The organism is Lysinibacillus sp. NPDC093210, assembly GCF_044753985.1.
GTDB lineage: Bacteria > Bacillota > Bacilli > Bacillales_A > Planococcaceae > Lysinibacillus.
The window spans coordinates 320020-342761 of the sequence record NZ_JBIVOE010000004.1; the positions used below are offsets into that span (position 1 = coordinate 320020).

A 22742-nucleotide genomic window follows, 5' to 3' on the forward strand; every position below is an offset into this window, starting at 1 on the left:
AGCTGCTCGATAGGCATTTAATATTTGTTATTTAATTATTCACATAAAATTTTAAAAACTGCAACTCTTTTTTTAGAAACTCTCTAAAAAACGCAGTATTACTCGGTTAACATCTTTTCTTTCTTCAAAAACCAAAGTGTAATGATTACTGTTTGAAGTGAATTTCCAAATATTTTTGGCATATTTGAGTGTTTCTGTATAAGATTCTGCTAAAAATAATGCGGGCATTGCTCCAATACCACCAGTTGAATGAATTAAAAGTATTGGACATTCCACTTTTTCAAAAACCTCTGCAGGCTTGTAGTCATAAAAACTTTGGAAATCTAAACGAATTTTATCCTCGTCAGACTTATTTTCCCAATGCTCATCTTGTTTTGCAATCTCATAACGACCTACACTTGCTAGATGATCTGTCCATTCAACGCCTAGGCGACCATAAATTGCTTTTATTTCCTCGATGTAAGCGTCTGCTGAGTCATATGGCTTACTAATTCGACCTAGTGATGGTTCAACAATTTGGCGTTGATGATCTGTACAAGTTGCTGCTCCATCAAGTAAAATAACCCCTTTTACATCGTTTCGTTTACTAGCAACATTCGCCATGATAAATGCCCCCATTGAGTAACCCATTAATATCGGGCTATCGATGTTTAATGCATCAAGCAAGGCTAATATATCTTGTGTATGTAACTCAATACCTGTATTTGCAGGTGCTGGTGCACTATTACCACGCCCTTTTAGGTCAACCGAAATAAAACGATAGTCGCCTTTCAAAAGCTCAGCATAATAATGCATTTGCATATGGTTGCCGGTTAAACCATGTACGGCAATAATAGTCCCTTTCTCACCTGGATAATCTGCAAAATGTAATGCACTACCATTCACTTCAATTGTTTGGTATTCCATTTCCATCATCCTCCTCATATTAATCATGCGGCTTTTTGAAGCCCGTTGTGAAGGTGAACTTTCACCCATCTCCTCACCTAAACATTCGCCGGATAAAGATAAAGTTATTTTTACATTGTTATTTCAAAAAAGTCAAAAATTTTTTTCTTATACTAACACTTACGTTACTCTTTTTTTAAAGCGAAATTTGATAAACACACTCTACCTTCCATTACGAAAATATTATTTTGAAATAATTAAAATTTATTATTATTTTCCAGTTTTTATTCCCTAAATGCACTACAACAATTGCTATTAATTAAATTTCCAATTATCAATATTTTTGTCATGTGATAAATTTACTTATTGAAATAAAACTTTATTGCTACACAAATTACCAAACCATAAATTTACTTTTAATGGATTAAATGTACGATATAATTACTTTTTGATACACTATTTGAAAAAGCAAAAAAGGAGTCTCAATTGAATAAAAAAAATAGAAAAATATTTATTTTACATGAAATTTATGGAGTAAATGATTTTATTCGAGAACAGGCATGTGCCTTTATGGATAAGCAAACCGAGGTAGAATGTGTTCAACTTTACAGAGATGAATTAAGCTTTACTTATAATCAGGAAAAAGAAGCTTACCTGTATTTCACTAATCAAATTGGCTTCGATGCTCCTTTAGAAATACTTTCCACAATACTAAGTGCTGCCATACAACAATATGAAGAAGTTATTGTAATCGGTTATAGTGTAGGCGCAACACTTGCTTGGCGACTTGCTACATTGCCGTTATATCGTGTTGTTTGCGTTTACGGCTCACGTATTCGCCAATATCTTGACTTGCAACCAAATTGCCCGACACTGATTCTTCTACCTAGTCATGAGGTTAGTTTCAATGTCGAACAATTGAGTCATGCACTAAAGCATCAACACTTTGTACAAACTATTCAATTTCCAGGGAAACATGGATTTATGGATCGTTATAACGCTTCGTTTCATCAAGAAAGTGCTATGCTGGCGCAGGCGTATATAAAAAAATTTTTATAAATCTTTTATGAGGTGGAGGCTATCACTTTGAATCAACAACAGCTTTTAGAAATCGACCCTTACACGGAATCAGGAAATGTCATTTATCCAAGCTTTCAACTCCCATTGCATTTAGGAGCTATTATAGGCATCTACACAGATGTAACGAAAATCAATACTTTAATGCAATGGTTTACAAAGCAAGAAAAGACATATACGCATATTCGTGAAAGTGCATTATACGAACGACTAACAGTAGGCGAGTATATCCATTTTTCTATGAAACTTTTTACAGCGCCTCTACACAATAAAGAGGAAATTTTAAAGCTGTTTTCTTTGTCTGATCAAAGAAATAATAAAATTCTTAAACTTCAGCATGGAGAAAAACAGCGTTTAAAATTGTTACATACATATCTAAATTTAGCACCAACTCAAATAATCGAAGAACCCCTGCAAAACTTAGATGAATTTTCAAAACAAAATGTTCTCAAGCTTTTGATGGCACTTCAAAAACAAGAAAAATCCGTTGTTTTACTTTCAAACAATTTAGAGGATTTAATTATTTCGTGTGACGAAATATATAGATTAGATGCATTAGGTTTGCATGCACTCGATGTAAAAGAGGATGAAATCGAAACAGTTCCCACACCTAACGAAAATGCACCTATACGACTTGATAAAATCCCAACAAAGAAAAATGACAAAATCATTTTATTTAATCCACCAGAAATAGATTACATTGAAAGTGTGGAAGGTGTTGTGAGCGTTTATGTTGCTAATGAAGCCTATCCATGCACATTGTCCCTGAATGATTTAGAACAAAAATTGACACCATTCGGCTTTTTTAGAAGTCATCGCTCTTATATCGTTAACCTGCAAAAAGTACGTGAGATTATTACTTGGACCCGTAATAGCTACAGTCTTGCTTTAAATAGCAATAAAAAAACAATTGTACCCTTGTCGAAAAACAAACTAGCAGATTTAAAAGAAATACTCGGAATATAGTAGATTTCCCAGGAAATAAACGACTCCTGTCAGCTAAATATTACTCCATTGAAGCTCATTTTTCCGCCATTCACCTGTAATTTAATGTTTACATCTCCATCGTGCTTTAAAGTTAGGGTATCAACAACCACAGGAGGTTTACACATGGAGACAGTAATTGATGTTCAACATTTAAAAAAGGTCTTTAATAGGGAGGCTGCATTACAGGATGTTTCCTTCACTATTAAAAAAGGAGAAATATTTGGTTTCCTTGGCCCAAGCGGCTCGGGTAAAACTACTACTATTAAAATATTAACCGCGCAAACAGAAAAAACTGCAGGAGATGTATTATTATTTAATCGTCCTTCCAGTGAAATGAAATATAGCCAAAATCGTCAGCGCTTTGGTATCTTAACGGATAATAGCGGGCTGTATACACGGCTTTCAATTGAAGAGAATTTATTACTATACAGTAATTTGTATCAATTACCTAATACAGCAGTAAAAGAGGCATTAGATTTTGTTAATCTTTATGCAGAACGTAAAAAGAAAGTAAGTCAGCTATCTAAAGGCATGATTCAACGTGTCACACTAGCTCGTGCCATTATGCATAAACCAGAATTGTTATTTTTAGATGAGCCAACATCTGCTCTTGATCCAGTGAACACGCAGCATATTTATAACGGCTTACGGAAATTAAATGAACTGGGAACAACAATCTTTCTAACAACACACGATATGAGTGAGGCAGAAATACTTTGTGATCGTGTAGCCTTTTTACATCAAGGAAAAATTCGTGCAATCGGTTCACCGAAGCAATTAAAAAAAGAATTTGGAGATGAAACGATTACTGTAGAATTGAAAAACGGCCAATATGAAACGATTCAAAATGGCGATCAGGATGCGCAAAAACTATTTCATTGGATGCAAAAAAATGAAGTTGCACGTATATACACAAACGAGCCAACTTTAGGCGATATTTTTATGCAAATAACAGGGAGTGATCTAATATGAACATATCAATAACACGTATTCAAGCTATTTTTATGAAGGACTACAAGGAATTTTCAAGAAATTACGCAGTATCTGTTATGATTTTTTTACCCCTTATTTTAGCTTTTGCTTATAATAAAATCGGAACAAATAGTATCGACGCTTATTTTTTACCAATAAACTTAGTATTTGCAGTTGTTACTGCCTATGTACAATGTTGTTTAATTGCAGAAGAAAAGGAGAAAAATACACTACGGAGTTTAATGCTTTCTCCTGCTTCACTTGGAGATATTTTAATAGGTAAAAGCTTGTTCGTCTCTATTGTGACGATTGTTGTAATAGGTTTATCGATTTTCCTTGTTGGTTACGAGCCCGCAAATCTTTTCATATTAGCTATCGCCCTATTACTTTCGATTGTATTCTACATCGCCTTAGGAACATTATGTGGATTATTTGCAAAAACAATTATGGAAGCATCTATTATCGTGTTGCCTGTTATGTTTATTTTCTCGTTTGGACCGTTTGCCTTAACTTTAGCTTCTGTCTATCCAGTGTTAGAAATTGCAAAGTGGCTTCCAAGCGCGCAACTAGTACTTCTAGCAGAGGCTTTGGAAGGTAACTACTCCGCTATGGATTACATTATTCCTATCGTTACGATTATTGCTTGGTCAGCAGCAGCTTGGATTGTTACTGGATATGTTTATAAAAAAAGAATGGTAGATTAATAAGCATATAGTGTAGTACAGGGTGACAGGCACTCAAACAATTTCCACGCAAGTCATGCAGTTTATAATTTGCCAAGGAAGAATCCCCATAGACTCCTGCTCAAAATGCACGTAATGTAAGACGCAACTTGACCATGCTACAGCAAGGTTTGCGGCTTACAGCGTGCCTGCGGAATGCGTAATAGATTTTTTAAAAGTGCCAGGCACTCAAACAATTATACTAGTTGATTGCAACGGAAAACGCCCGCCCGTAGCGAATATCAACGACAATTAAATGCAAAGTAACGACCATTCTTTCCTAACATTAAAGCAATTGTTGTTCAAGTTCTTCGATTTCTTCTAATGTATCCGCATACCAAATACCAACAAATCGCGATGCTACTTTGGTTTCAAAATAACCCCCATCATAATAAGCTAATGGGAATAAAACACCTTGTTTTATAAATTGTTCAATCTTTTGATAAAATGCTTCATTATCCTCAACACCTTTGGATGCATAGGAAGCAAATTTATTAACAGGTTTACCTAATGCTTCATGAAACATTAACATAGAGGTAGAGCCGTTTTGGCGGAAGTTTAAATCAATCGCCTGCACATCTCCTGCCTCTGTTACGATTAAATCAAACCCCGCTACACCAACAAAGCCTTCTGCCACACCACGCTCCATTATATGGCGACCTACTTCAATCACTTTATCAGGTACTTTTTCTACAATGACATTCCCCTCATAAATTCCATTGTCATCTGTCATTTGTTGAGAAGCACCTAAATACTGTATACCAAGCTCTTCAGAATAAACGAATTGACAACTATAATTATCTTTTGCCTGTAATAACTCTTCAATAATAATACTTTCCGTTCCATTCATACGAAATTGACGTAAACCCTCTGTTAACTCATCTTGATTTTGGCATATGATGACGCCATATCCACCAGAAGTGGGCGAATCATCTCCAGGCTTGAGGACAACAGGTGGCTTCCAATTTTTCATTGCATCCGATAATCTATATAGTTCGATATTCAAACGGCTTGGTACGTATTTACTATCAATTAAATGATCAATATATGCTTTTGTATTTAGCTCATTAAATTTGGCGGCATCCATCCAATAGCAATTTCGGTTCATATGCTCGGCGTCATGTAAATACTGACAAACAATCGTTTTCCCTTCTTCACACCATGCATCTAATTGCGCTAAATATTCTTCTTGTGTTTCATACGTATACGGCTGCTCTACCCATGTTAAACCCGCTAATTCATGTAATTTTTTAGCCTTTGCCGTTTGTGTCGCACGGTGCACTAAAACAGGAATATCCGCAATGGCGACTTCCCTTGCTGTTAATGCATCTAATTTATGACAGTCATCCATCATCCACGGATTATCGCTATATGGTGTACGAGGTGTATACACAGCGTTTTCTCCGTAAATTTGTCGTAATGTTAATTTCGGCTTTAACATACTTTTCCCCCACTTTTCAAAAATAGATTTTAAGTTATCTACCCCTGAATGCCAGTAATCACACATAATTTGACAAAAACTAGATTATAAGACTAAAAAATAACCATTTTTTTACTTGTTTTTAGTAAGTAAAGCGAATGGAGAAAGATCTTTAATTAGTCCAATACCAATAACTGTTCGATTCGAGCTTTTACTTCGGGCCATTCTTCTATCGTAATACTATACATCACCGTATGCCGAGTCGAACCGTCTTTACGTACCATATGATTGCGTAGAACTCCCTCTTTTGTTGCTCCTATACGTTCGATTGCCTTTTGAGAGCGTGTATTTTCATGATCTGTTTTAATTTGGACCCTTTGTTGACCGATTACTTCAAAACAATAGCTAAGTAATAAATATTTACAATTTGTATTCACAGCAGTTCGCCAAAAGGCAGGGGTAATCCATGTATTGCCTATTTCTAGACGTTTATGCTTGCTATCAATGTCCATATATCTTGTTGAGCCTATAATCTGTCCCGAACGTTTATCCACAATGACAAATGGAAACTCCTCCATTTGCATTTTGCTAGACAATGCCTTTTCCACAAAGTTATGCACATCCCTTTGATCTTCAATCGTTGTGGACAGATACGCCCAAATCTCTGGATAACTACCTGCTGCAAGTAGCCCGTGTACATCCTCTTTTACTAGTGGTCTTAATAATACGACTTCATTTTCTAAAGCGCTGAAATTCATTGACCTTCACTCCTTTTTCATTATTAAACGGTAATTTTGATATGATGAACATAACCAATTTCTAAAATTCAGACCATACCAAGGAGTTGATAAATGATGGAACTTGCAATTTCGTTCACAGGACATATTCCTAAATATGTACAGGTTTATGAAAGCATTAAACAAGCTATCCTTTTGCAGAAACTTTTAGCACATGAACAATTACCTTCAAAGCGTCTGCTTGCAACAACATTAAATGTCAGCGTTCATACAATTAAAGTAGCCTATGAGCAATTGCTTGCAGAAGGTTATATTTATAGTAAAGAACGCTCAGGCTACTATATTGCGCCATTTGAGTTTGAATGGCTGCATCAGGTTCAAACAGAAGATTCAATTTCCTTTCCTACGAAAGACCATACGGTGAAAATTGATTTTTACATCGGTCATGTGGATAAAGCTACTTTCCCACTTCAAACCTTTCATAAGTTGATGAAAAAGCATTTTACTATAAACATTTTATCAACAAGTCCATGGCAGGGAGAGGTTGCTTTACGACAGGAAATTGCCAAGTATGTAGGACGCTCCCGAGGGGTAAAGTGTGACGCATCCCAAGTATTTGTCTCTAGCGGTACACAAAGTCAGCTGCAAGCTCTATGCCATTATTTCGGGCCACAAACTCAAGTTGGTTTAGAAGAACCAGGCTTTAAACGAGTAAGGGCTACGTTACAGCAATGTGGTTTACCATCCCACCCTATTCCTGTTGATAACTCAGGTGTTACCGTACCTAAAAAAGCTATTCATATGTTATACACAACACCAGCACATCAATTTCCACTTGGAATGGTAATGTCGATTGAACGTCGTGCAGCACTGTTACAATGGGCGGCCTTAAGTGAGGCTTTTATTATAGAGGATGATTATGATTCAGAGTTTCGTTATAAGGGCCTCCCCATCCCCTCTCTTGCGAACTTAGATCAGTTACAGCGAGTTATTTATTTTGGTACATTTTCAAAAACATTGCTTTCTTCTCTACGTGTTAGCTATATGATTTTGCCTAAGTCACTAGTGGAGGATTTTACTTGCTTCCATCAGGAACAAAAATCAGTCGTCTCAAAAATGCACCAGCTTATGCTAGCAGACTTTCTTGCACAAGGATTGTTCGATAAACATTTAGCAAAGATGCGCACCATTTATCGAAAAAAACAACAAACACTACTAGCAGCTATTCGTAGTCATTTCTCTGAGGAATTTGAAATTATCGGCGAAAATGCAGGACTACATATTATTGTGAAATTACCAAAAAGATTGTCAGAGCATGATGCTATCCAGCTTGCTCATGCGGTAGGAGTCAATGTCTATCCTTGTTCTACTTCATTTCAACACCCAACTGAACATGGCATGATTATTATTGGTTATGGAGGATTATCAATGCAGCAAATTGATGAGGGCATTACCTTACTTGCTTCTGTATGGCAATAGACATGTATGAACTTGAAACTTTTTAAATTAGTTTACGTATTGTAACTAAATGCACTCACAAGGGGAATAGATAAATGGAGAATCAGGAGCAATTACAAACTTATTTACAAGAAATTGAAGCGTGGGAAAAAGACCAAAAAGGATTATGGTTTTGGGAAAGATTAGGACGTATTCCTTTTAAAATTTTAGATAAGATGACCCCTACCTTTATTCAACAAAAACTAGCTTTACTCGTTGATGAGCTTGGGAGCTATGTTCAATCAGGTGGTAAATATTTAATCAATGAACAAACGATGATTCAAAAAATCCGTAACAATTCTTCGTATCAAAATATTTTTGCTATCTCTGATATCGGTAACATTCCTTTAGAGGAGATGATTGCTCTAAGTGATAAGCTACAAAAAGAACGCGTTAAATTGGCAACAGTTCAAGGTGCTTCTACTGGTTTTGGTGGTATTTTCACATTGGCGATTGATATCCCATTTATATTAGGAATGGCTTTAAAAACGCTGCAAGAAATTGCAATTATTCATGGTTTTGATCCTAATGATAAAATGGAACGTATTTTCATTGTGAAGTGCCTACAATTTACCTCTGCTGATATTGTAGGTAAAGAAGCTATTTTAGAAGAAATTTCATCCATGCACGACAATAATAACGTATCCGAAAAGATGATTTCACAGCTTCAAGGTTGGCAGGAAGTTTTCTTCACATATCGTGATCAAATGGGCTGGAAAAAGCTTTTCCAAATGGTTCCGATAGCAGGTATGATTTTCGGAGCATACGCAAACAAAGGCATGATGCAAGATGTAGCAGAAACAGGAATCATGCTTTACCGAAAAAGAAGAATATACGAAAAACTAAAGTAGTGCCAGTCACTCACACAATTCTCAAACAATTTATATTCACCTGAGGAAACGCACGTAATGTAAGCCGCAACAGGCGGCGCGACAGCGACGGTTGCGGCTTACAATGTGCCTGCGTGCTAAGTGCCAGTCACTCACACAATTTTAATTAATATCTTCCCTTGATGCTGGCGGCTCTCCATCAACTCATGCGCCTTTTCTATATCCTCTAAATCAAACACTGCTGCAATCGGCACTTGGAAACTTTCATCCTGCAATAGTGTAAAAATATCTGGAGCTACCTGTTGTAATAGTTCCGGCTTTAGAGCCCAAGTCGTTCCTAAGCTAAAGCCTTTTACATTGCGGCAACTACTATGTAAATCAGATGTTTTAATATTGCCTGCTTTACCGCTACTATTTCCAAACTGCACAAGAGTACCGTATGACGCTAAACATTTTACACTTTCTTCTGTAATCGTTCCTGCAATCGAGTCGAAAACAACATCGACACCAAGTCCGCCCGTAAATTCATTAACTTTGGCACTAAAATTTTCATATGTCACAACATGATGTGCGCCTAGCCCATAAGCAATGGTTGCCTTTTCGATAGAGCTAACAGTACCTATAATTTTCTTAACCCCACGTTTTTTTGCCATTTGTATAAGCATTGTCCCTACTCCACCTGACGCGGCATGAATTAAAACGCTATCCTCTGTACCTATTTGTGTAATTTGATGTGTTAACATATAGGATAAAAATAAAACAGTCGGTATAGCAGCTACCTTTTCAAGAGGTACACCATTCGGAATGCGAAAGACTAGCTGTTCATTTGCTACAACATATTGTGCATATGCACCGTTCTTTGGAAAAGCAATAACGTGGTCCCCTTTTTTAAAATCACTGCTATCATCAAAAATCTCTTCTATAACACCAGCTACATCTAAACCAAGTATCATAGGAAAATTAGCTTTTGCCTTATTTCCTGTTCGATTTTTAACATCAGCAAAATTTACACTTGTATAGGACGTACGTATAAGCACTTCCCCTTTTGCAATCATCGGTTTTGGACAATCTACCACTGCTAGAACAGACGGCGGCCCAAATTCATTTATTGTAATAGCCTTCATAATCTACCTCCTTCCTGTTATATTAAAATTATAACTAACTTTATATAATTAAGTTATATATTTACATTTTACTAATTTAAGGGGGATTATAATGACAATAAAACCTAGTAAAGAAATTTACAACGATATTGCTTACAACTTTTTTGATATGAATAGTAATAAAATTTGCTTTATGTTCTCGGGAACAGGCTATAACTATGATAAACCGCTACTACATTATGCTACTTCACTAATGCTTGACTTAGGCTATAATGTGGTTCAAGTTTGTTATACATTTGAGCAACAGCAGTTCAATCAGCCACCAGAAGCTATTTCTGAAATGGTTTATAACAGTGTTGAATCTATCGTTACATATTATTTACGCTCAAATGCTTACAAAGAAGCAGTTTTCATTGGAAAGTCACTCGGAGCGTTGCCAATCATCGACTATTATATGCAAGAGGAAACGATTATTCCTTCTCGCTATATTCTATTAACACCGCCACTATCCTTTGAACATATTATGCAAAACTTAGTAAATCGACATAGCTTTATAGCTATCGGAACTGATGACCCACATTTCACCCATGAAAGGCTGAATCAGCTAACTTCCCATCAGCTTACTATAGCAGCCAATGCAAACCATTCACTCGAAATAGCGAACAATACGTTAGAATCCATTTTCACCTGTCAGACTATATTAACAGCTCTCAAAACTTATCTTCAAAACTAATGTTTCATTTTTCCATTTTAAAAAAAGCTACTTTAAAACGAGACATTCGTTTAAAAGTAGCTTTTTGGGCAAACTTAGCAATAAAAACACCCCGTTAAATGTTCGTTTTCACATTAACATCTACGGGGCGTTAATTTAGTTATTTATTGAAAATTAATACGCTAAGCCGAATAGCGCTTTGATGTGTGTCAGATAGCGAATGTTAGACGCTTCTTTCATAAGTGTTGCAGGAAGACCTTTAAGTTGTGTGTTGCTAGCGCCGATAGTAGCAACTGCATCTTTACGGCCTAAACTTGCAAGAGTACCAGAGTTAACCGCAGAGAATGTTTTCATCTCTTGGTTTTTGTATTGTGCGAATAAGTTGTAACCAGCGCACTCGCCCATTTGCCAAGCAACTTGTGCAGTTGGAGCGTAAAGTGGACGTCCACCATCACCTGGTAATGCAACAGAAGCATCTCCGATTACAAATACATCTTCATGTGATGTAGATTGTAGGAATTCATTGATTGTTGCTTTGCCACGATCAGCAGCAAGACCTGATTCAGCTACCATTGGAAGTGCAGCTACACCACCAGTCCAGATAAATGTATTAGCAACGATTGGCTCACGGTCTTTAAGTGAAATAACGTTACCTTCAACACCTGTTACTGGAGTACCTGTGATGAATTCAACACCACGTTTTGCTAAACTTTCAGTTGCACGTTCAATAAGTACATCTGGAAGTACTGGTAAAATTTTAGGACCAGCTTCAACTAGTTTAATTTTAAGATCTGCAAAGTTTACGCCGTGTTTAGCTGCGATTTTCGGGAAGTTGTCCACGATCTCACCAACAAGCTCAACACCTGTTAAACCGCCGCCACCGATAACGATCGTTGCATCTGCTTCGTCTTTTGACTGTGAATACGCTTTAATACGATCTTCAATGTGTCGGTTAATTTTATTTGCATCGTTAACTGATTTAAGTACCATTGAATTTTCTTCTAATCCTGGGATACCGAAGAATCCAGTTTGGCTACCTAAAGAAACAACTAATGTATCATAAGATAAAGTGTAGCCATTATCTAGGTCCACCTTTTTAGTATCAACATTGAATTTAGTTACTTTAGCGATTTGTAAATCAATATCTAAACCTTTAAAGATTTTTTTAAGCGGTAAAGCTACTGCACCTTCTGCAATAGTACCACCAGCTAAACGGTGAAGTTCAGTGATGATTTGGTGAGTTGGGAATTGGTTTACTACAGTAATTTTAGCTTCATCAGCTGATAAATACTTACGTGCTGTTAATGCAGTTAATACACCCGCGTAACCAGCACCTAAGATGACGATTTCTTTTGACATGATTAATTAATCCTCCGTCCTTACGAATTGAATATATCTCGGCCTTATTTAGATTTACGTTCAGCGTTTACTTGTAAAAATGCATTTACAAAACGGAAAACATTTTGAACTTGTGGGTCTTTGATCATTTTTACAAGACCAAATAAACCAATTACTTCATTGCTTTCAGAAGCACGATCTTTTGCTTCAATAGCAGTTGCAGCAAGTTGTTTAGCTGATCCTACTACTGGTGCAGCCATTTCTGTTACAGCGCCAACAGTATCATTTTTTAGTACATCATCTGTTGCAACAGCTTGAGCAAACTCATATGATTTAGTTAATAACGTCATCATTTCAGTTAGCTTTGGTAACTGCTCAACTAAAGTTGTTAGAGATTCTTGCACCTCAGGCTTTAATAGTTGGTCTAGTACATCTAGTTGCTCTTGACTCACAGTTAATTGTTCAGACTGTGCTTGGTTATTCGTTTCTGACATTTTGAACTCTCCTTTGCCGTCACTAATACTATTTTTTATATTGCATCCATGTAAAAAAGACCATTAAGCGATCTTCTTAACAGTCCTTACAGCGGATATCTTACACACCAGTCACAAGGGCTGGAAAGCGAGTTTCATGATTTATTATTACAATATTTACTGCATTTTGCACAAAGCGCATCACAATTCCATCCTTATCTCTTATCTTGGTGATATTACAACATCCATTATAAGACTGTTTACGCATTATTTCAATCAACTACAGCACAATCTTTTAAAAATAGTTTATTTGTAAACCATTTTTAGTTATCCGCGCTCTTTATTTGTTTGTTTTGGTAAAATAAACTAAAAAATAAATCCTCTTTTAAAACCAATACGCTATAAAAAAATGTTATTACCTACAAATATTCTCACTTTTCGACAGATAACCAAAAGAAATCAATTATCTCTTTCGCAGCTAAAGGCACTGTTTGAAATAATCTTTTTCCTTCACCATCTTTAAAATAGCCCACTGACATCAATGCCATAAATGTATGGGCAAAAAATTCAGCATTCCCGTTGCGAATCGTTCCTTTTTCCATTTCATTTTGCATCGAGTGCTCAATCGTTTTATACATTTCATTTTCTGATGTGTGGACTTCTTTTAATTGAGTATTTGATAAATTAATTGAAGCTTCGCGCATAAAGTTCTTCATATCAATATCAACAGTTGCCGATAAATGTACTTCAATTAGTTGTTCTAATCGCACTTTGAATGGAATCGGTTGTTCTAAAATTCGTTCAATATGCAGCCTAATTCTATGCATCATTTCAACTAATGCCGATGTATATAACTCCCCTTTAGTTGGGTAATAGTAATAGATGGTTGCTTTCGTAACATTACAGGCTTTCGCAACATCATCCATGGATACATTCTTGTATCCCTCTTTAATAAATAGCATCGTTGCTGTTTCTAAGACAATATCTTTTGTAGGTTTAGACTTATCATCATGGCGAGGTCTTCCTAGAACACGCGGTGATTGTTTCAACAAGATCGCCTCCTTATAATGTGTTCTTTTAAACATATTATAACATATCAAAACTTCTTTATTGATTAATTAACCTTCTAGTATATATAATTAATAATAATTACACGAAACGGAGGTTTTCTCATGAAAAAACACCCTCTTGAGCAATGGGGCTCAATGGTTGCAAGTAAAAAAGGGCGATTTTTAGCACTCGGATGCTGGGTTTTACTTGTTGTTGTCCTCTCGTTTGCTTGGCCACAAATCAACAGTATTGAAAGTGAATCGGGTAAAAATTTACCTGATACTGAGATGTCTGAGCAAGCAGCAGCAATTATTGCTGAAGAATTTCCTAATGATGCAGGGACACCATTATTACTCGTTTGGCATAGAGAAAACGGCCTAACAAATGATGATTTTGCAGCTATCCAAAAGGTTTACGCAGAGCTTAAAACAAATCCTTTAGAGCATCAAACACTCATACCACCTTATGATGCAATGCCTCCACAGGCTTTTTCTGCATCTACATCTGACAATGGCTCCACTATTGTCACACCTGTGTTCTTTGAAAAAGGTGTTGCAACAGATATGTTACAAGAGAGTCTAGATTCCTTAACGAAAACAATGAACTCAAATAATGTGCAATTGGATGAAGACCTAACAAGTGACGCTCTCCATGTTCGTTATTCTGGTCCAGTTGGTATTGCTACAGATGCTGTTAGCTTATTCTCACAAGCTGATGTGAAATTAATGATAGCGACTGTGCTTCTTGTATTAGTATTACTAATTTTAATTTATCGTTCTCCATTACTTGCCATTATCCCACTAATTGTTGTAGGGCTTGCTTACGGTGTAATTAGCCCGACACTTGGTTTCTTCGCAGAGCAAGGATGGATTGATAAAGATTCACAAGCTGTATCGATTATGACAGTTTTACTATTTGGTGCAGGGACAGATTATTGCTTATTTTTAATTTCAAAATACCGCGAAATTTTATTTGAAGTTGAGGATAAAGCTGCAGCGATGAAACTCGCTGTTAAGGAATCGGGTGGCGCTATTATGATGAGTGCCCTAACGGTTGTTATTGGTTTAGCTACCCTTAGTCTTGCCCATTATGGCTCTTTCCAACGCTTCGCAGTTCCATTTAGCTTTGGCGTGTTAGTAATGGGAATTGCTGCACTTGTTGTATTGCCAGCGATTCTCGTTGTTATAGGGCGAGTAGCCTTTTTCCCATTCACTCCACGCACAGAGGAAATGGCAAAGAAAAATGGCAAAAAACAACATAAATCTTCACATAAAGTTAGTCATAAAATTGGACGCTTTGTAACACATAAGCCATGGATTGTTATTGCTATCACTCTCCTGCTTCTTGGCGGATTAGCATCATTTGTACCACGCATTCAATATACTTTTGACTTATTGTCTTCATTCCCAGAAGATATGCCGTCACGTGAAGGCTTCACTTTAATAGAAGAAAATTTTTCACCTGGTGAGCTGGCACCTGTTCAGCTAGTTATCGACACGCAAGGTACTGATATCAATTTACAACAACAGCTTGCAAACATTTCATATATTGATAGTGTTTCTGATGTACAAATTGGTACGAAAAATAACTCTATTCAATTATATGAATTATCATTAAATGCAAATCCTTATGCAAAAGAGTCTTTAGAACATATACCAGAGTTGAAAGCTGAAGTAGTTCAGTTACTTGAAGACACTGGCATTAAAAACGCTGATACGCACGTATGGATTGGTGGAGAAACAGCAAGTCAATATGATACAAAACAAGTTACTGAGCGTGATGAATCTGTCATCATGCCGACAATGATTGCTTTAATAGCTTTATTATTATTTGTCTATTTACGATCAGTAACAGCAACTGTATATCTGCTCGCTACAGTCGTTATTTCTTATTTCGGTGCACTTGGTGCAGGTTGGCTTATTTTGCATTATGTCATGGGGGCAGAGGCGATCGCAGGCTCTATTCCGCTATATGCCTTTGTATTTTTAGTTGCACTTGGTGAGGATTATAATATCTTTATGATTTCAGAGATTTGGAAGAAACGAAAAACAAAGGATCATTTAACAGCGGTAGAAGAAGGCGTTGTGCATACAGGTAGTGTTATTACATCTGCAGGGCTTATTTTAGCAGGTACGTTCGCAGTGCTTGCTACACTACCAATTCAAGTACTTGTACAGTTCGGGGTTGTGACGGCTATTGGTATATTGCTCGATACGTTTATCGTGCGACCTTTACTTGTACCAGCTATTACAACAGTGCTGGGCAAATATGCATTTTGGCCAGGAGCCCTATTTAAAAAAGGAAATTAACTCTTTAAATGATTTTACAAAAGGCATCAATCTTGATGCCTTTTGTTATTTTTATAATTAGAAAAGAGCATTCCCTACTATATTAAATGTACTTTTCAGGCATTGCCTCTCTATTAAGCTACTTGCCATATTCAAGTAGTCGTTTTTTTGTTAATTGCAATTTGCATTGCCTACTTGAAAAATTTTTAGCCCTCTTAACGTTATCCGTAGCATACTAACTTTTCCTTGCAAGTTACTAAAACTATTAACTCGTTCCTGTTTATTACGACATAAGGAAAAATCCACGTAGACTCCTGCGGAATGCACAGGACGACGTAAGACGCAAAAAAACGGGGCCAGTGACTGTTGTGTCTTACAACGTACCCGCACGCAAGAAAGCGCAGTGGATTTATCCCCTTTAGGAAGGTCGCCCAGCATGCTACGCGGACAGTAGACCGCATTACCGCATGTAGAAGAAAAGCATAGCAACAGTCACCCATATTAATTTTTCATAAATAAAGACTATAGACATTTCAGATTAGTCTACAGTAAAAATCCCACCGGCAAGCTCTGGAATAGCTTATTGGTGGGATTCTTTTTTACGATATTAGTTTGTTGGTTTTTTTAAATCCATCGTAGCAGCTGCACTTTCAACTTTTACACGTTTTAAGAAGAACGCAAGTATTAATGCGAGAACTGTAACGAATGCCGCGATTAAGAACGAATGTGTAATACCATCTAGAAGAGCCGTTTGCATAATTTGATCTTGCATTTGTTGCATTTGCTCTGCTGTAGGTACAGCACCTGATTGCGCTGCTTGTGCCTTAGCATCTGCAATTAAGTCTGCAGCCGTTGATTTTGTACGGTTATTCATAAATGTAACTAATACAGCACTACCAATAGCTCCTGCTACTTGTTGTAATGTATTATTGATCGCAGTACCATGTGGATTCATCATTTGTGGTAATTGATTTAAACCATTTGTCATAATAGGCATCATAACCATTGACATACCGAACATACGAATTGTATACATCGATACGATGAATGTATAGCTAGAATCGAGTGCTAATTTTGTTAATCCAAATGTTGCGATTGTTGTAATTGTTAAACCAATGATTGCCAAAATACGTGGTCCGAATTTATCGAAAAGTTTACCAGTAATAGGTGACATAATCCCCATTACAAGTGCCCCAGGAAGCATCATTAAACCAGCTTCAAATGGTTCAATACCGCGAATTGATTGCACATACGCAGGTGTTAAAATCATCCCAGAGAACATCGCCATTGAAACGATTACTGAGATAGCAGAACCTAATGCAAACATCGGATATTTGTAAATACGTAACTCTAGTAAAGGCTGATCCATACGTAATTGTTTAAAGATGAAGATAAGTAAGGAAATAAACCCGACTGAAATCGTACCGTAAACCCAAGGACTAGACCATCCTTTGTCACCTGCAGTACTGAAACCGTATAAAATACCACCAAATGCTATTGTTGATAATAATACGGAAGGAACATCTAAGTGCACTTTACGTGTTTCCATAACGTTATCTAATTTCCAAATACCAAATAGCAGACTAATAATCGCAAATGGTATAATCATTTGGAACAGCATACGCCAATCATGATGTTCCACGATATAACCCGATAATGTAGGGCCAATCGCCGGTGCAGCAATCATAACTAAACCGAAAATACCCATTGCTGCTCCACGTTTTTCTTTCGGGAAGCTAGTCAGCATTACGTTCATTAATAATGGTGACATACTAGCAGCCCCTGCCGCTTGCACCATACGTCCTGCAAGTAACATACCAAAGTTTGGAGCAAAGCCAGCCATAATTGTACCTATTGTAAAAATAGACATGGCAGTAATAAATAAATGTCTATTTTTAAAGCGTGTCACAAAGAATGCTGAAGCAGGTACTAAAATACCACTTACAAGCATATAACCAGTTGCAAGCCATTGTACCTTTGCATACGTAATACCAAAATCTTTCATGATTGTTGGCAACGCAACATTTAACAATGTGTTGTTAAGAAAAGCAACAAAAGCACCCACGAACAAAATAGCAATCATGCCATAAGGGGGCTTTTTCATTGTTAAGTCATTATTCATTTATATCCCTCTATTCTTTCTTGTTGTTTTGCGATAAAACTTATTTTATACTCGCAGTCTACTTTTTTCAAGAATTAAGATTAAAAAATTTTAAAACGTTGATATATAAGCGTTTACATTGTAGAATACGAGTATAATAATTTAAAAAGGTGAGGTCATGAACAAAAAAAAACGACAAATTATCACTGCAGCTCGGGAGCTTTTTATAGAAAAAGGATTTTTAGATACATCCATTAACGATATTATTAGTGCAGCCAAAGTTTCAAAGGGGACTTTTTATAATCATTTCATTTCTAAAAATGACTGCTTAATTGCCATTTTAGATGAGGGGCGTGAAGAAGCTAGCAATCGTCGACATGAGCTTCTTTATGGAAAAGACCCTACCGATTTAGAAATATTAACACAGCAAGTTGCTGTGTTAATGCATGTTAACCGTGAGCATAACCTAGTACAAATTTTCGAATCAATTTTTCATTCACGTGACAGTGAACTAAAGAAAATCCTTTTGAATTATCACTTACAAGAATTGGAATGGCTTGCAAATCGACTTGTACAGGTTTTTGGTGAAGAAATTAGACCGATGAGCTATGAATGTGCTGTACAAACGCTTGGGATGGTTAATCTTTCCTTACGTGCAGTTTTAATAGCTGACTATAAATATATAAACCGCGAAGCAATTGTACGGGTAGCATTACGCAATATAAGCATAATTATACCCGCCATGCTTGAATCGAAAGAAGTCCTTATTACAGCTGAAATGTTTAATGCTATACAAAACGTAATAAATTATCAACAAATAAGTAAAGATGTTGTAATTGAGCAATTGCTGGGCTTTACAAAGGGGCTAACAGAGGAAGAAACGTTGGAAGGTTTTGAGTTTTCAACATTCCTTCTAGAAGAACTTCAAAAGCAGAAGCCAAAACTTTTTATTATTGAATCTCTTCTTACTCCTTTCAGAAAAGCTTTTGTCGGAACCGAACATGCTGCTGAAGCGCGCGATATTGCCAATAATCTGTGGCGCTATGTGAAAATGGGTCAGCCATCAGAACAATGTAAAAAAATAAAATAGCTATATAAAAACCCCGATTAGTATGACTAATCGGGGTTTTACATTGGGCATTTTCAGAGGTTTCTACAAACATAGATAAATAAGCCGCTAAAAGAGAAACGGTCAAATGCAATATACATGACCGATTCTACAAATACCTTAAACTCTTTTATTCGTTTTAGAATTGCAAAACAAAGACGGAGCCGTTCGCACACCCGAACTGACATTAACTGTTCCATTATGCAAATGAAATTAATTTTTCGCATTTTGTTGTGTTTGTACCCTGATATCATACGTAATAATCTATTGCGTTGCATTGCCTCATTCCATTCGTTTTCAGTCGCCCCCTGCTGTATACTGTTGATACATAAAAAAGCTCAGGGGGCGTTTTAGTGTTACAGCGAATTATTATTACAGGCTATAAACCACACGAACTTGGTATTTTTAATGACAAGCATCCCGGTATCCCCATTATTAAAAAAGCTTTAGAAAGCCGCTTAAGAGCCTTATTGGATGAAGGTTTGGAATGGGTCATTATTAGTGGTCAGCAAGGTGTTGAAACATGGGGTGCAGAGGTTGTCTTAACGTTAAAAGAGGAATTTCCTAATTTAAAATATGCAATCATCACACCATTTTTAGAACAAGAAAAGAACTGGCAAGAAATAAAACAAGAAAAATATCAGTCACTAGTTGCTCACGCAGACTTTGTAACAAGCGTGACAAAAAAGCCGTATGAGGCTCCTTGGCAGTTTACTGAAAAAGATAAATTTATTATTCAAAACACAGACGGCTTGCTACTAGTTTATGATGAAGAAAATGAGGGCTCCCCGAAGTATATGAAGCGTTTAGCCGAAAAATATATGGAAAATCACGACTATACTATTCTTACAATCAACTCCTACGATCTACAGGTAATCGCAGAGGAAATACAACAGCAACAGCAGGATTGGTAGATAATCGAATATCTCCCCCTACAAGTAAGATATACAAAAATCTTTAATATAGATAAATATTGATATAATTTTCTGACAATTTTATAATAGAAGGAATAATACTTGTAATTATTTTGAAAGGAGCTGTTGACATTTGAATAGAAAAATCGAAATGATTCTAGAGCCTTCTCCTGTGAATATTTCGCACGATACGTATCGTCGCGAGTGCCAATATACGCGAGGGATTCATATTGAGGAACAAGAGTTCAATGCCATTTTAAATGCAATGTGCCACGATTCACGCTTATATTTTGATTTCCATAATCCACGTAAAGAGATTAAAAAGGGAACTTATTTAAATGGACACTCCGGTTTAGCACGTAATATTTATGACTACTATAAAGCTCATTACGATATTGAATTAACGGATATTATAAATGGTAAAGATTTTTACGTAAAAATCATTTAAGTGCCTTTTAAGTGCCAGGCACTCAAACAATTTTGAATTCTCTCTACGTAGACTCCTGCGGCTACACTGTGTCCGCAAAAACGTAGTGGATTTTTACTATATAGGAAGTCGTAGTTCTATGCTATGCATAAAAAGTGACCTATGAGTCAATTTTTCTTAAAACTAGTTTTCCAAAAGCAAAAACTACACCTGCCCTTGTCCAACAAGTGAGGTGTAGTTTTAGAAGCATTTATTCATTTAATGATGCTAGGACTTATTTCCACAAGCCTGCTTTCACCATTTTTTCTTTATTGCCGAAAGCAACCAATACAGCAATAATATTAATAATTAACATGATGACAATGATGTATAACACGGGTGTGTAGCTTCCTGTAAAGTCAAAAATATAGCCATATGCTGGTAGTGCGATAATACCTGCTACTGCCAAGCCGATAGAAACTGTAGAATAGATTTGACTGTAATCTTTATTACCAAATAATGCAGAAGTAATTGCAGGAGCTAATGTTCCGATACAAGCTGATACGAAACCAAATAGGCCAACAGCTACCACAATTGCAATTGTACTTTGTACAAAGAATATTAATAATAACATAGAAACTAATCCGATTAACATAGCGATAATTGTCGTGCTTTTAGCACCAATTTTATCAATTAAATAACCAAAGAGAATAGAACCTAAAAGTACGCCGACCATTAAAGCAGACATAACATTACCGGCAAATTTCACACTAAATCCTTGATTCACAAGGTATGTTGGTATGTGAATTGAAAAACTTGCAACAGACGTAATAATAAAGAAGAACAAAAGTAATAATGAAAATGCTAATGATTTTTTAGCATCTGCGAATGAAATACCAGAATTGCTAGTATCTTTTTCTACTTTTTTCTCACTATTGTTATTGTCATCAGCACCATAAGGTAATAAACCTTTTTCTTGAGGCGATTTTCTTAAAAAGAAAATAATTGTCGGAACAATAATTACGATAGCTGCAACACCTACCATAATATAAGCACTTCTCCACCCTTGATTAGCAATTAAGTTACCAATTATCGGAGATGAGAAAGCTCCAATTAAACCACCTGACGCAGTAATAATACCTAAAGCTAAGCCACTGCGTTGTTTAAACCATTGATTGATTAATACTGGACCTGCTAAAACTGTGATTAATACCCCACCAACAGCTAGAGGAATCGCAAGGATATACCAGCCCCACACAGAGCTCATCATACCGAATAGAGCAAAAGAACCTGCTTGTAAAATAATCGCAACAACAAGTAAAATACGAGTATCATACTTGGCCATTAACTTCCCGCCAATTGGTAAGAAGATCATCGTCACGATTGATGAAATACTTAGATATAACGTTAAATTCCCTAGACCTACACCAATGTCTTCTGATACTGATGGTAAGAATAGTCCTGCTGAACTGTTTAGTCCAGACTTAGCTAAACCAACTGTAATACATAAACCTAGTAAAACTAGCCATGCAAAGTGAAACTTTTTTTTATTAGCACTCATTTCCCTATTTCTCCTTTTATTTAAAAGACTTTATTTTACATAAAACTACAAATTTCGCCTTTCGGATGTAATTTGGCGTTTATGCAATGATACGATAGATAATTTGTTGTATATTTACATTACTTAACTTGTACCATTAGACTAAGCTATATGCACAACATTTAAGTAAGATCTACTTTATAAAAAGAATTTACGGCTTCCTTTAAATTGATTAAATGAAGTGGAATCCTTGCGCACTGACTATCTCAAAATGCTCCTACACTCTTTTTATTTAGATCTGCGGTAGCTTACTTTCGACATTTCTGCAAGCAAATTCGCAGTTGATCATTTAACCTTTAAAACCGCACTACATTAGACTTTATCTTGCTTTCTCCCCACATAAACACCTCCAATAATTGTGAAACTTTTGTGACCTGCAATTTATTTTAACATTAAACTGTTTAATATTAAATTAATTAATTTCACAGAATATTTATTAATTAATCAAAAAACACTTGACAACACCTTTTTTTGAATTTTTTAGGTTTTATTTTCCGCGTTATTTTCACTATTTTTTAATAG

General features: G+C 36.1%; 20 protein-coding genes. 11 read left to right on the top strand and 9 right to left on the bottom strand.

Annotation, left to right across the window (positions count from 1 at the left end; genetic code table 11):
* Positions 1-72: 72 nt before the first annotated feature.
* On the bottom strand, positions 73-906 hold the full coding sequence (locus ACIP9C_RS12915) for an alpha/beta fold hydrolase (protein ID WP_401011159.1): 834 nt from the start codon (positions 904-906) through the stop codon (positions 73-75).
* Between the two features lie 465 nt (positions 907-1371).
* Between ACIP9C_RS12915 and ACIP9C_RS12920 the strand changes: the two genes are divergently transcribed.
* The 4 genes from ACIP9C_RS12920 to ACIP9C_RS12935 all read left to right on the top strand — a co-directional run bounded on the left by ACIP9C_RS12920 (position 1372) and on the right by ACIP9C_RS12935 (position 4625).
* On the top strand, positions 1372-1944 hold the full coding sequence (locus tag ACIP9C_RS12920; RefSeq protein WP_401011161.1) for a dienelactone hydrolase family protein: 573 nt from the start codon (positions 1372-1374) through the stop codon (positions 1942-1944).
* Between the two features lie 27 nt (positions 1945-1971).
* Complete coding sequence (locus ACIP9C_RS12925) at positions 1972-2928, top strand: LytTR family transcriptional regulator DNA-binding domain-containing protein (protein WP_401011163.1); 957 nt, start codon at positions 1972-1974, stop codon at positions 2926-2928.
* A 144-nt stretch (positions 2929-3072) separates the two neighbouring features.
* A complete protein-coding gene (locus ACIP9C_RS12930; protein ID WP_401011165.1) occupies positions 3073-3921 on the top strand; it encodes an ABC transporter ATP-binding protein in 849 nt (282 codons plus the stop codon).
* On the top strand, positions 3918-4625 hold the full coding sequence (locus ACIP9C_RS12935; protein WP_401011167.1) for an ABC transporter permease: 708 nt from the start codon (positions 3918-3920) through the stop codon (positions 4623-4625). Before ACIP9C_RS12930 ends, ACIP9C_RS12935 begins: the two co-directional genes overlap by 4 nt.
* 304 nt (positions 4626-4929) lie before the next feature.
* Here ACIP9C_RS12935 and ldmS read toward each other — a convergent pair whose 3' ends face one another.
* Together ldmS and ACIP9C_RS12945 are read right to left on the bottom strand one after the other, a co-directional pair.
* The gene (gene ldmS, locus ACIP9C_RS12940) at positions 4930-6084 is read right to left on the bottom strand and encodes an L-aspartate--L-methionine ligase LdmS (RefSeq protein ID WP_401011169.1); all 1155 of its coding nucleotides are present in this window, start codon (positions 6082-6084) and stop codon (positions 4930-4932) included.
* Between the two features lie 155 nt (positions 6085-6239).
* Positions 6240-6821, bottom strand: coding sequence for a GNAT family N-acetyltransferase (locus tag ACIP9C_RS12945; protein ID WP_401011171.1), 582 nt, complete (start codon positions 6819-6821; stop codon positions 6240-6242).
* 96 nt (positions 6822-6917) lie between these two features.
* Here ACIP9C_RS12945 and pdxR point away from each other — a divergent pair, with 96 nt between their 5' ends.
* Together pdxR and ACIP9C_RS12955 are read left to right on the top strand one after the other, a co-directional pair.
* Complete coding sequence (gene pdxR / locus ACIP9C_RS12950) at positions 6918-8279, top strand: MocR-like pyridoxine biosynthesis transcription factor PdxR (protein ID WP_401011267.1); 1362 nt, start codon at positions 6918-6920, stop codon at positions 8277-8279.
* A gap of 74 nt (positions 8280-8353) precedes the next feature.
* Positions 8354-9148, top strand: coding sequence for an EcsC family protein (locus ACIP9C_RS12955; RefSeq protein ID WP_401011173.1), 795 nt, complete (start codon positions 8354-8356; stop codon positions 9146-9148).
* Between the two features lie 131 nt (positions 9149-9279).
* On the opposite strand, the gene ACIP9C_RS12960 is transcribed toward ACIP9C_RS12955, so the two are convergent.
* Positions 9280-10251 carry a quinone oxidoreductase family protein gene (locus ACIP9C_RS12960; protein ID WP_401011174.1) on the bottom strand — a complete coding sequence of 324 codons (972 nt, stop codon included), beginning with the start codon at positions 10249-10251 and terminating at the stop codon, positions 9280-9282.
* 91 nt (positions 10252-10342) lie between these two features.
* Between ACIP9C_RS12960 and ACIP9C_RS12965 the strand changes: the two genes are divergently transcribed.
* Positions 10343-10963, top strand: a complete 621-nt coding sequence (locus ACIP9C_RS12965; RefSeq protein ID WP_401011176.1) for a hypothetical protein — start codon at positions 10343-10345, stop codon at positions 10961-10963.
* A 153-nt stretch (positions 10964-11116) separates the two neighbouring features.
* Here ACIP9C_RS12965 and ACIP9C_RS12970 read toward each other — a convergent pair whose 3' ends face one another.
* From ACIP9C_RS12970 to ACIP9C_RS12980, 3 genes are all read right to left on the bottom strand, one after another.
* A complete protein-coding gene (locus tag ACIP9C_RS12970; protein WP_401011178.1) occupies positions 11117-12301 on the bottom strand; it encodes an NAD(P)/FAD-dependent oxidoreductase in 1185 nt (394 codons plus the stop codon).
* A 44-nt stretch (positions 12302-12345) separates the two neighbouring features.
* Positions 12346-12774 (bottom strand): helical membrane plugin domain-containing protein, encoded by a 429-nt coding sequence (locus ACIP9C_RS12975; protein ID WP_401011179.1) that lies wholly within the window; start codon positions 12772-12774, stop codon positions 12346-12348.
* A 410-nt stretch (positions 12775-13184) separates the two neighbouring features.
* On the bottom strand, positions 13185-13802 hold the full coding sequence (locus tag ACIP9C_RS12980) for a TetR/AcrR family transcriptional regulator (RefSeq protein ID WP_401011181.1): 618 nt from the start codon (positions 13800-13802) through the stop codon (positions 13185-13187).
* 123 nt (positions 13803-13925) lie between these two features.
* On the opposite strand from ACIP9C_RS12980, the gene ACIP9C_RS12985 reads away from it, so the two are divergent.
* The gene (locus ACIP9C_RS12985) at positions 13926-16112 is read left to right on the top strand and encodes an MMPL family transporter (protein ID WP_401011183.1); all 2187 of its coding nucleotides are present in this window, start codon (positions 13926-13928) and stop codon (positions 16110-16112) included.
* Between the two features lie 586 nt (positions 16113-16698).
* Here ACIP9C_RS12985 and ACIP9C_RS12990 read toward each other — a convergent pair.
* Positions 16699-18213 carry an MDR family MFS transporter gene (locus ACIP9C_RS12990; RefSeq protein ID WP_401011184.1) on the bottom strand — a complete coding sequence of 505 codons (1515 nt, stop codon included), beginning with the start codon at positions 18211-18213 and terminating at the stop codon, positions 16699-16701.
* Positions 18214-18370: 157 nt separating this feature from the next.
* Here ACIP9C_RS12990 and ACIP9C_RS12995 point away from each other — a divergent pair, with 157 nt between their 5' ends.
* From ACIP9C_RS12995 to ACIP9C_RS13005, 3 genes are all read left to right on the top strand, one after another.
* Complete coding sequence (locus ACIP9C_RS12995; protein WP_401011186.1) at positions 18371-19282, top strand: TetR/AcrR family transcriptional regulator; 912 nt, start codon at positions 18371-18373, stop codon at positions 19280-19282.
* A 371-nt stretch (positions 19283-19653) separates the two neighbouring features.
* A complete protein-coding gene (locus tag ACIP9C_RS13000; protein ID WP_401011188.1) occupies positions 19654-20214 on the top strand; it encodes an SLOG family protein in 561 nt (186 codons plus the stop codon).
* Positions 20215-20347: 133 nt separating this feature from the next.
* Positions 20348-20662, top strand: coding sequence for a hypothetical protein (locus tag ACIP9C_RS13005; RefSeq protein WP_401011190.1), 315 nt, complete (start codon positions 20348-20350; stop codon positions 20660-20662).
* Positions 20663-20915: 253 nt separating this feature from the next.
* On the opposite strand, the gene ACIP9C_RS13010 is transcribed toward ACIP9C_RS13005, so the two are convergent.
* Positions 20916-22181: an MFS transporter gene (locus tag ACIP9C_RS13010; protein WP_401011192.1), complete on the bottom strand. Its 1266-nt coding sequence runs from the start codon at positions 22179-22181 to the stop codon at positions 20916-20918.
* Positions 22182-22742 lie beyond the last annotated feature (561 nt).

Bases quoted from the DNA above. Each gene is read 5' to 3' on its own strand.
- ACIP9C_RS12915 (WP_401011159.1), bottom strand. From the start codon at position 906: ATGGAATACCAAACAATTGAAGTGAATGGTAGTGCATTACATTTTGCA.
- ACIP9C_RS12930 (WP_401011165.1), top strand. From the start codon at position 3,073: ATGGAGACAGTAATTGATGTTCAACATTTAAAAAAGGTCTTTAATAGG.
- ACIP9C_RS12935 (WP_401011167.1), top strand. From the start codon at position 3,918: ATGAACATATCAATAACACGTATTCAAGCTATTTTTATGAAGGACTAC.
- ldmS (WP_401011169.1), bottom strand. From the start codon at position 6,084: ATGTTAAAGCCGAAATTAACATTACGACAAATTTACGGAGAAAACGCT.
- ACIP9C_RS12945 (WP_401011171.1), bottom strand. From the start codon at position 6,821: ATGAATTTCAGCGCTTTAGAAAATGAAGTCGTATTATTAAGACCACTA.
- pdxR (WP_401011267.1), top strand. From the start codon at position 6,918: ATGGAACTTGCAATTTCGTTCACAGGACATATTCCTAAATATGTACAG.
- ACIP9C_RS12955 (WP_401011173.1), top strand. From the start codon at position 8,354: ATGGAGAATCAGGAGCAATTACAAACTTATTTACAAGAAATTGAAGCG.
- ACIP9C_RS12960 (WP_401011174.1), bottom strand. From the start codon at position 10,251: ATGAAGGCTATTACAATAAATGAATTTGGGCCGCCGTCTGTTCTAGCA.
- ACIP9C_RS12965 (WP_401011176.1), top strand. From the start codon at position 10,343: ATGACAATAAAACCTAGTAAAGAAATTTACAACGATATTGCTTACAAC.
- ACIP9C_RS12970 (WP_401011178.1), bottom strand. From the start codon at position 12,301: ATGTCAAAAGAAATCGTCATCTTAGGTGCTGGTTACGCGGGTGTATTA.
- ACIP9C_RS12975 (WP_401011179.1), bottom strand. From the start codon at position 12,774: ATGTCAGAAACGAATAACCAAGCACAGTCTGAACAATTAACTGTGAGT.
- ACIP9C_RS12985 (WP_401011183.1), top strand. From the start codon at position 13,926: ATGAAAAAACACCCTCTTGAGCAATGGGGCTCAATGGTTGCAAGTAAA.
- ACIP9C_RS12990 (WP_401011184.1), bottom strand. From the start codon at position 18,213: ATGAATAATGACTTAACAATGAAAAAGCCCCCTTATGGCATGATTGCT.
- ACIP9C_RS12995 (WP_401011186.1), top strand. From the start codon at position 18,371: ATGAACAAAAAAAAACGACAAATTATCACTGCAGCTCGGGAGCTTTTT.
- ACIP9C_RS13010 (WP_401011192.1), bottom strand. From the start codon at position 22,181: ATGAGTGCTAATAAAAAAAAGTTTCACTTTGCATGGCTAGTTTTACTA.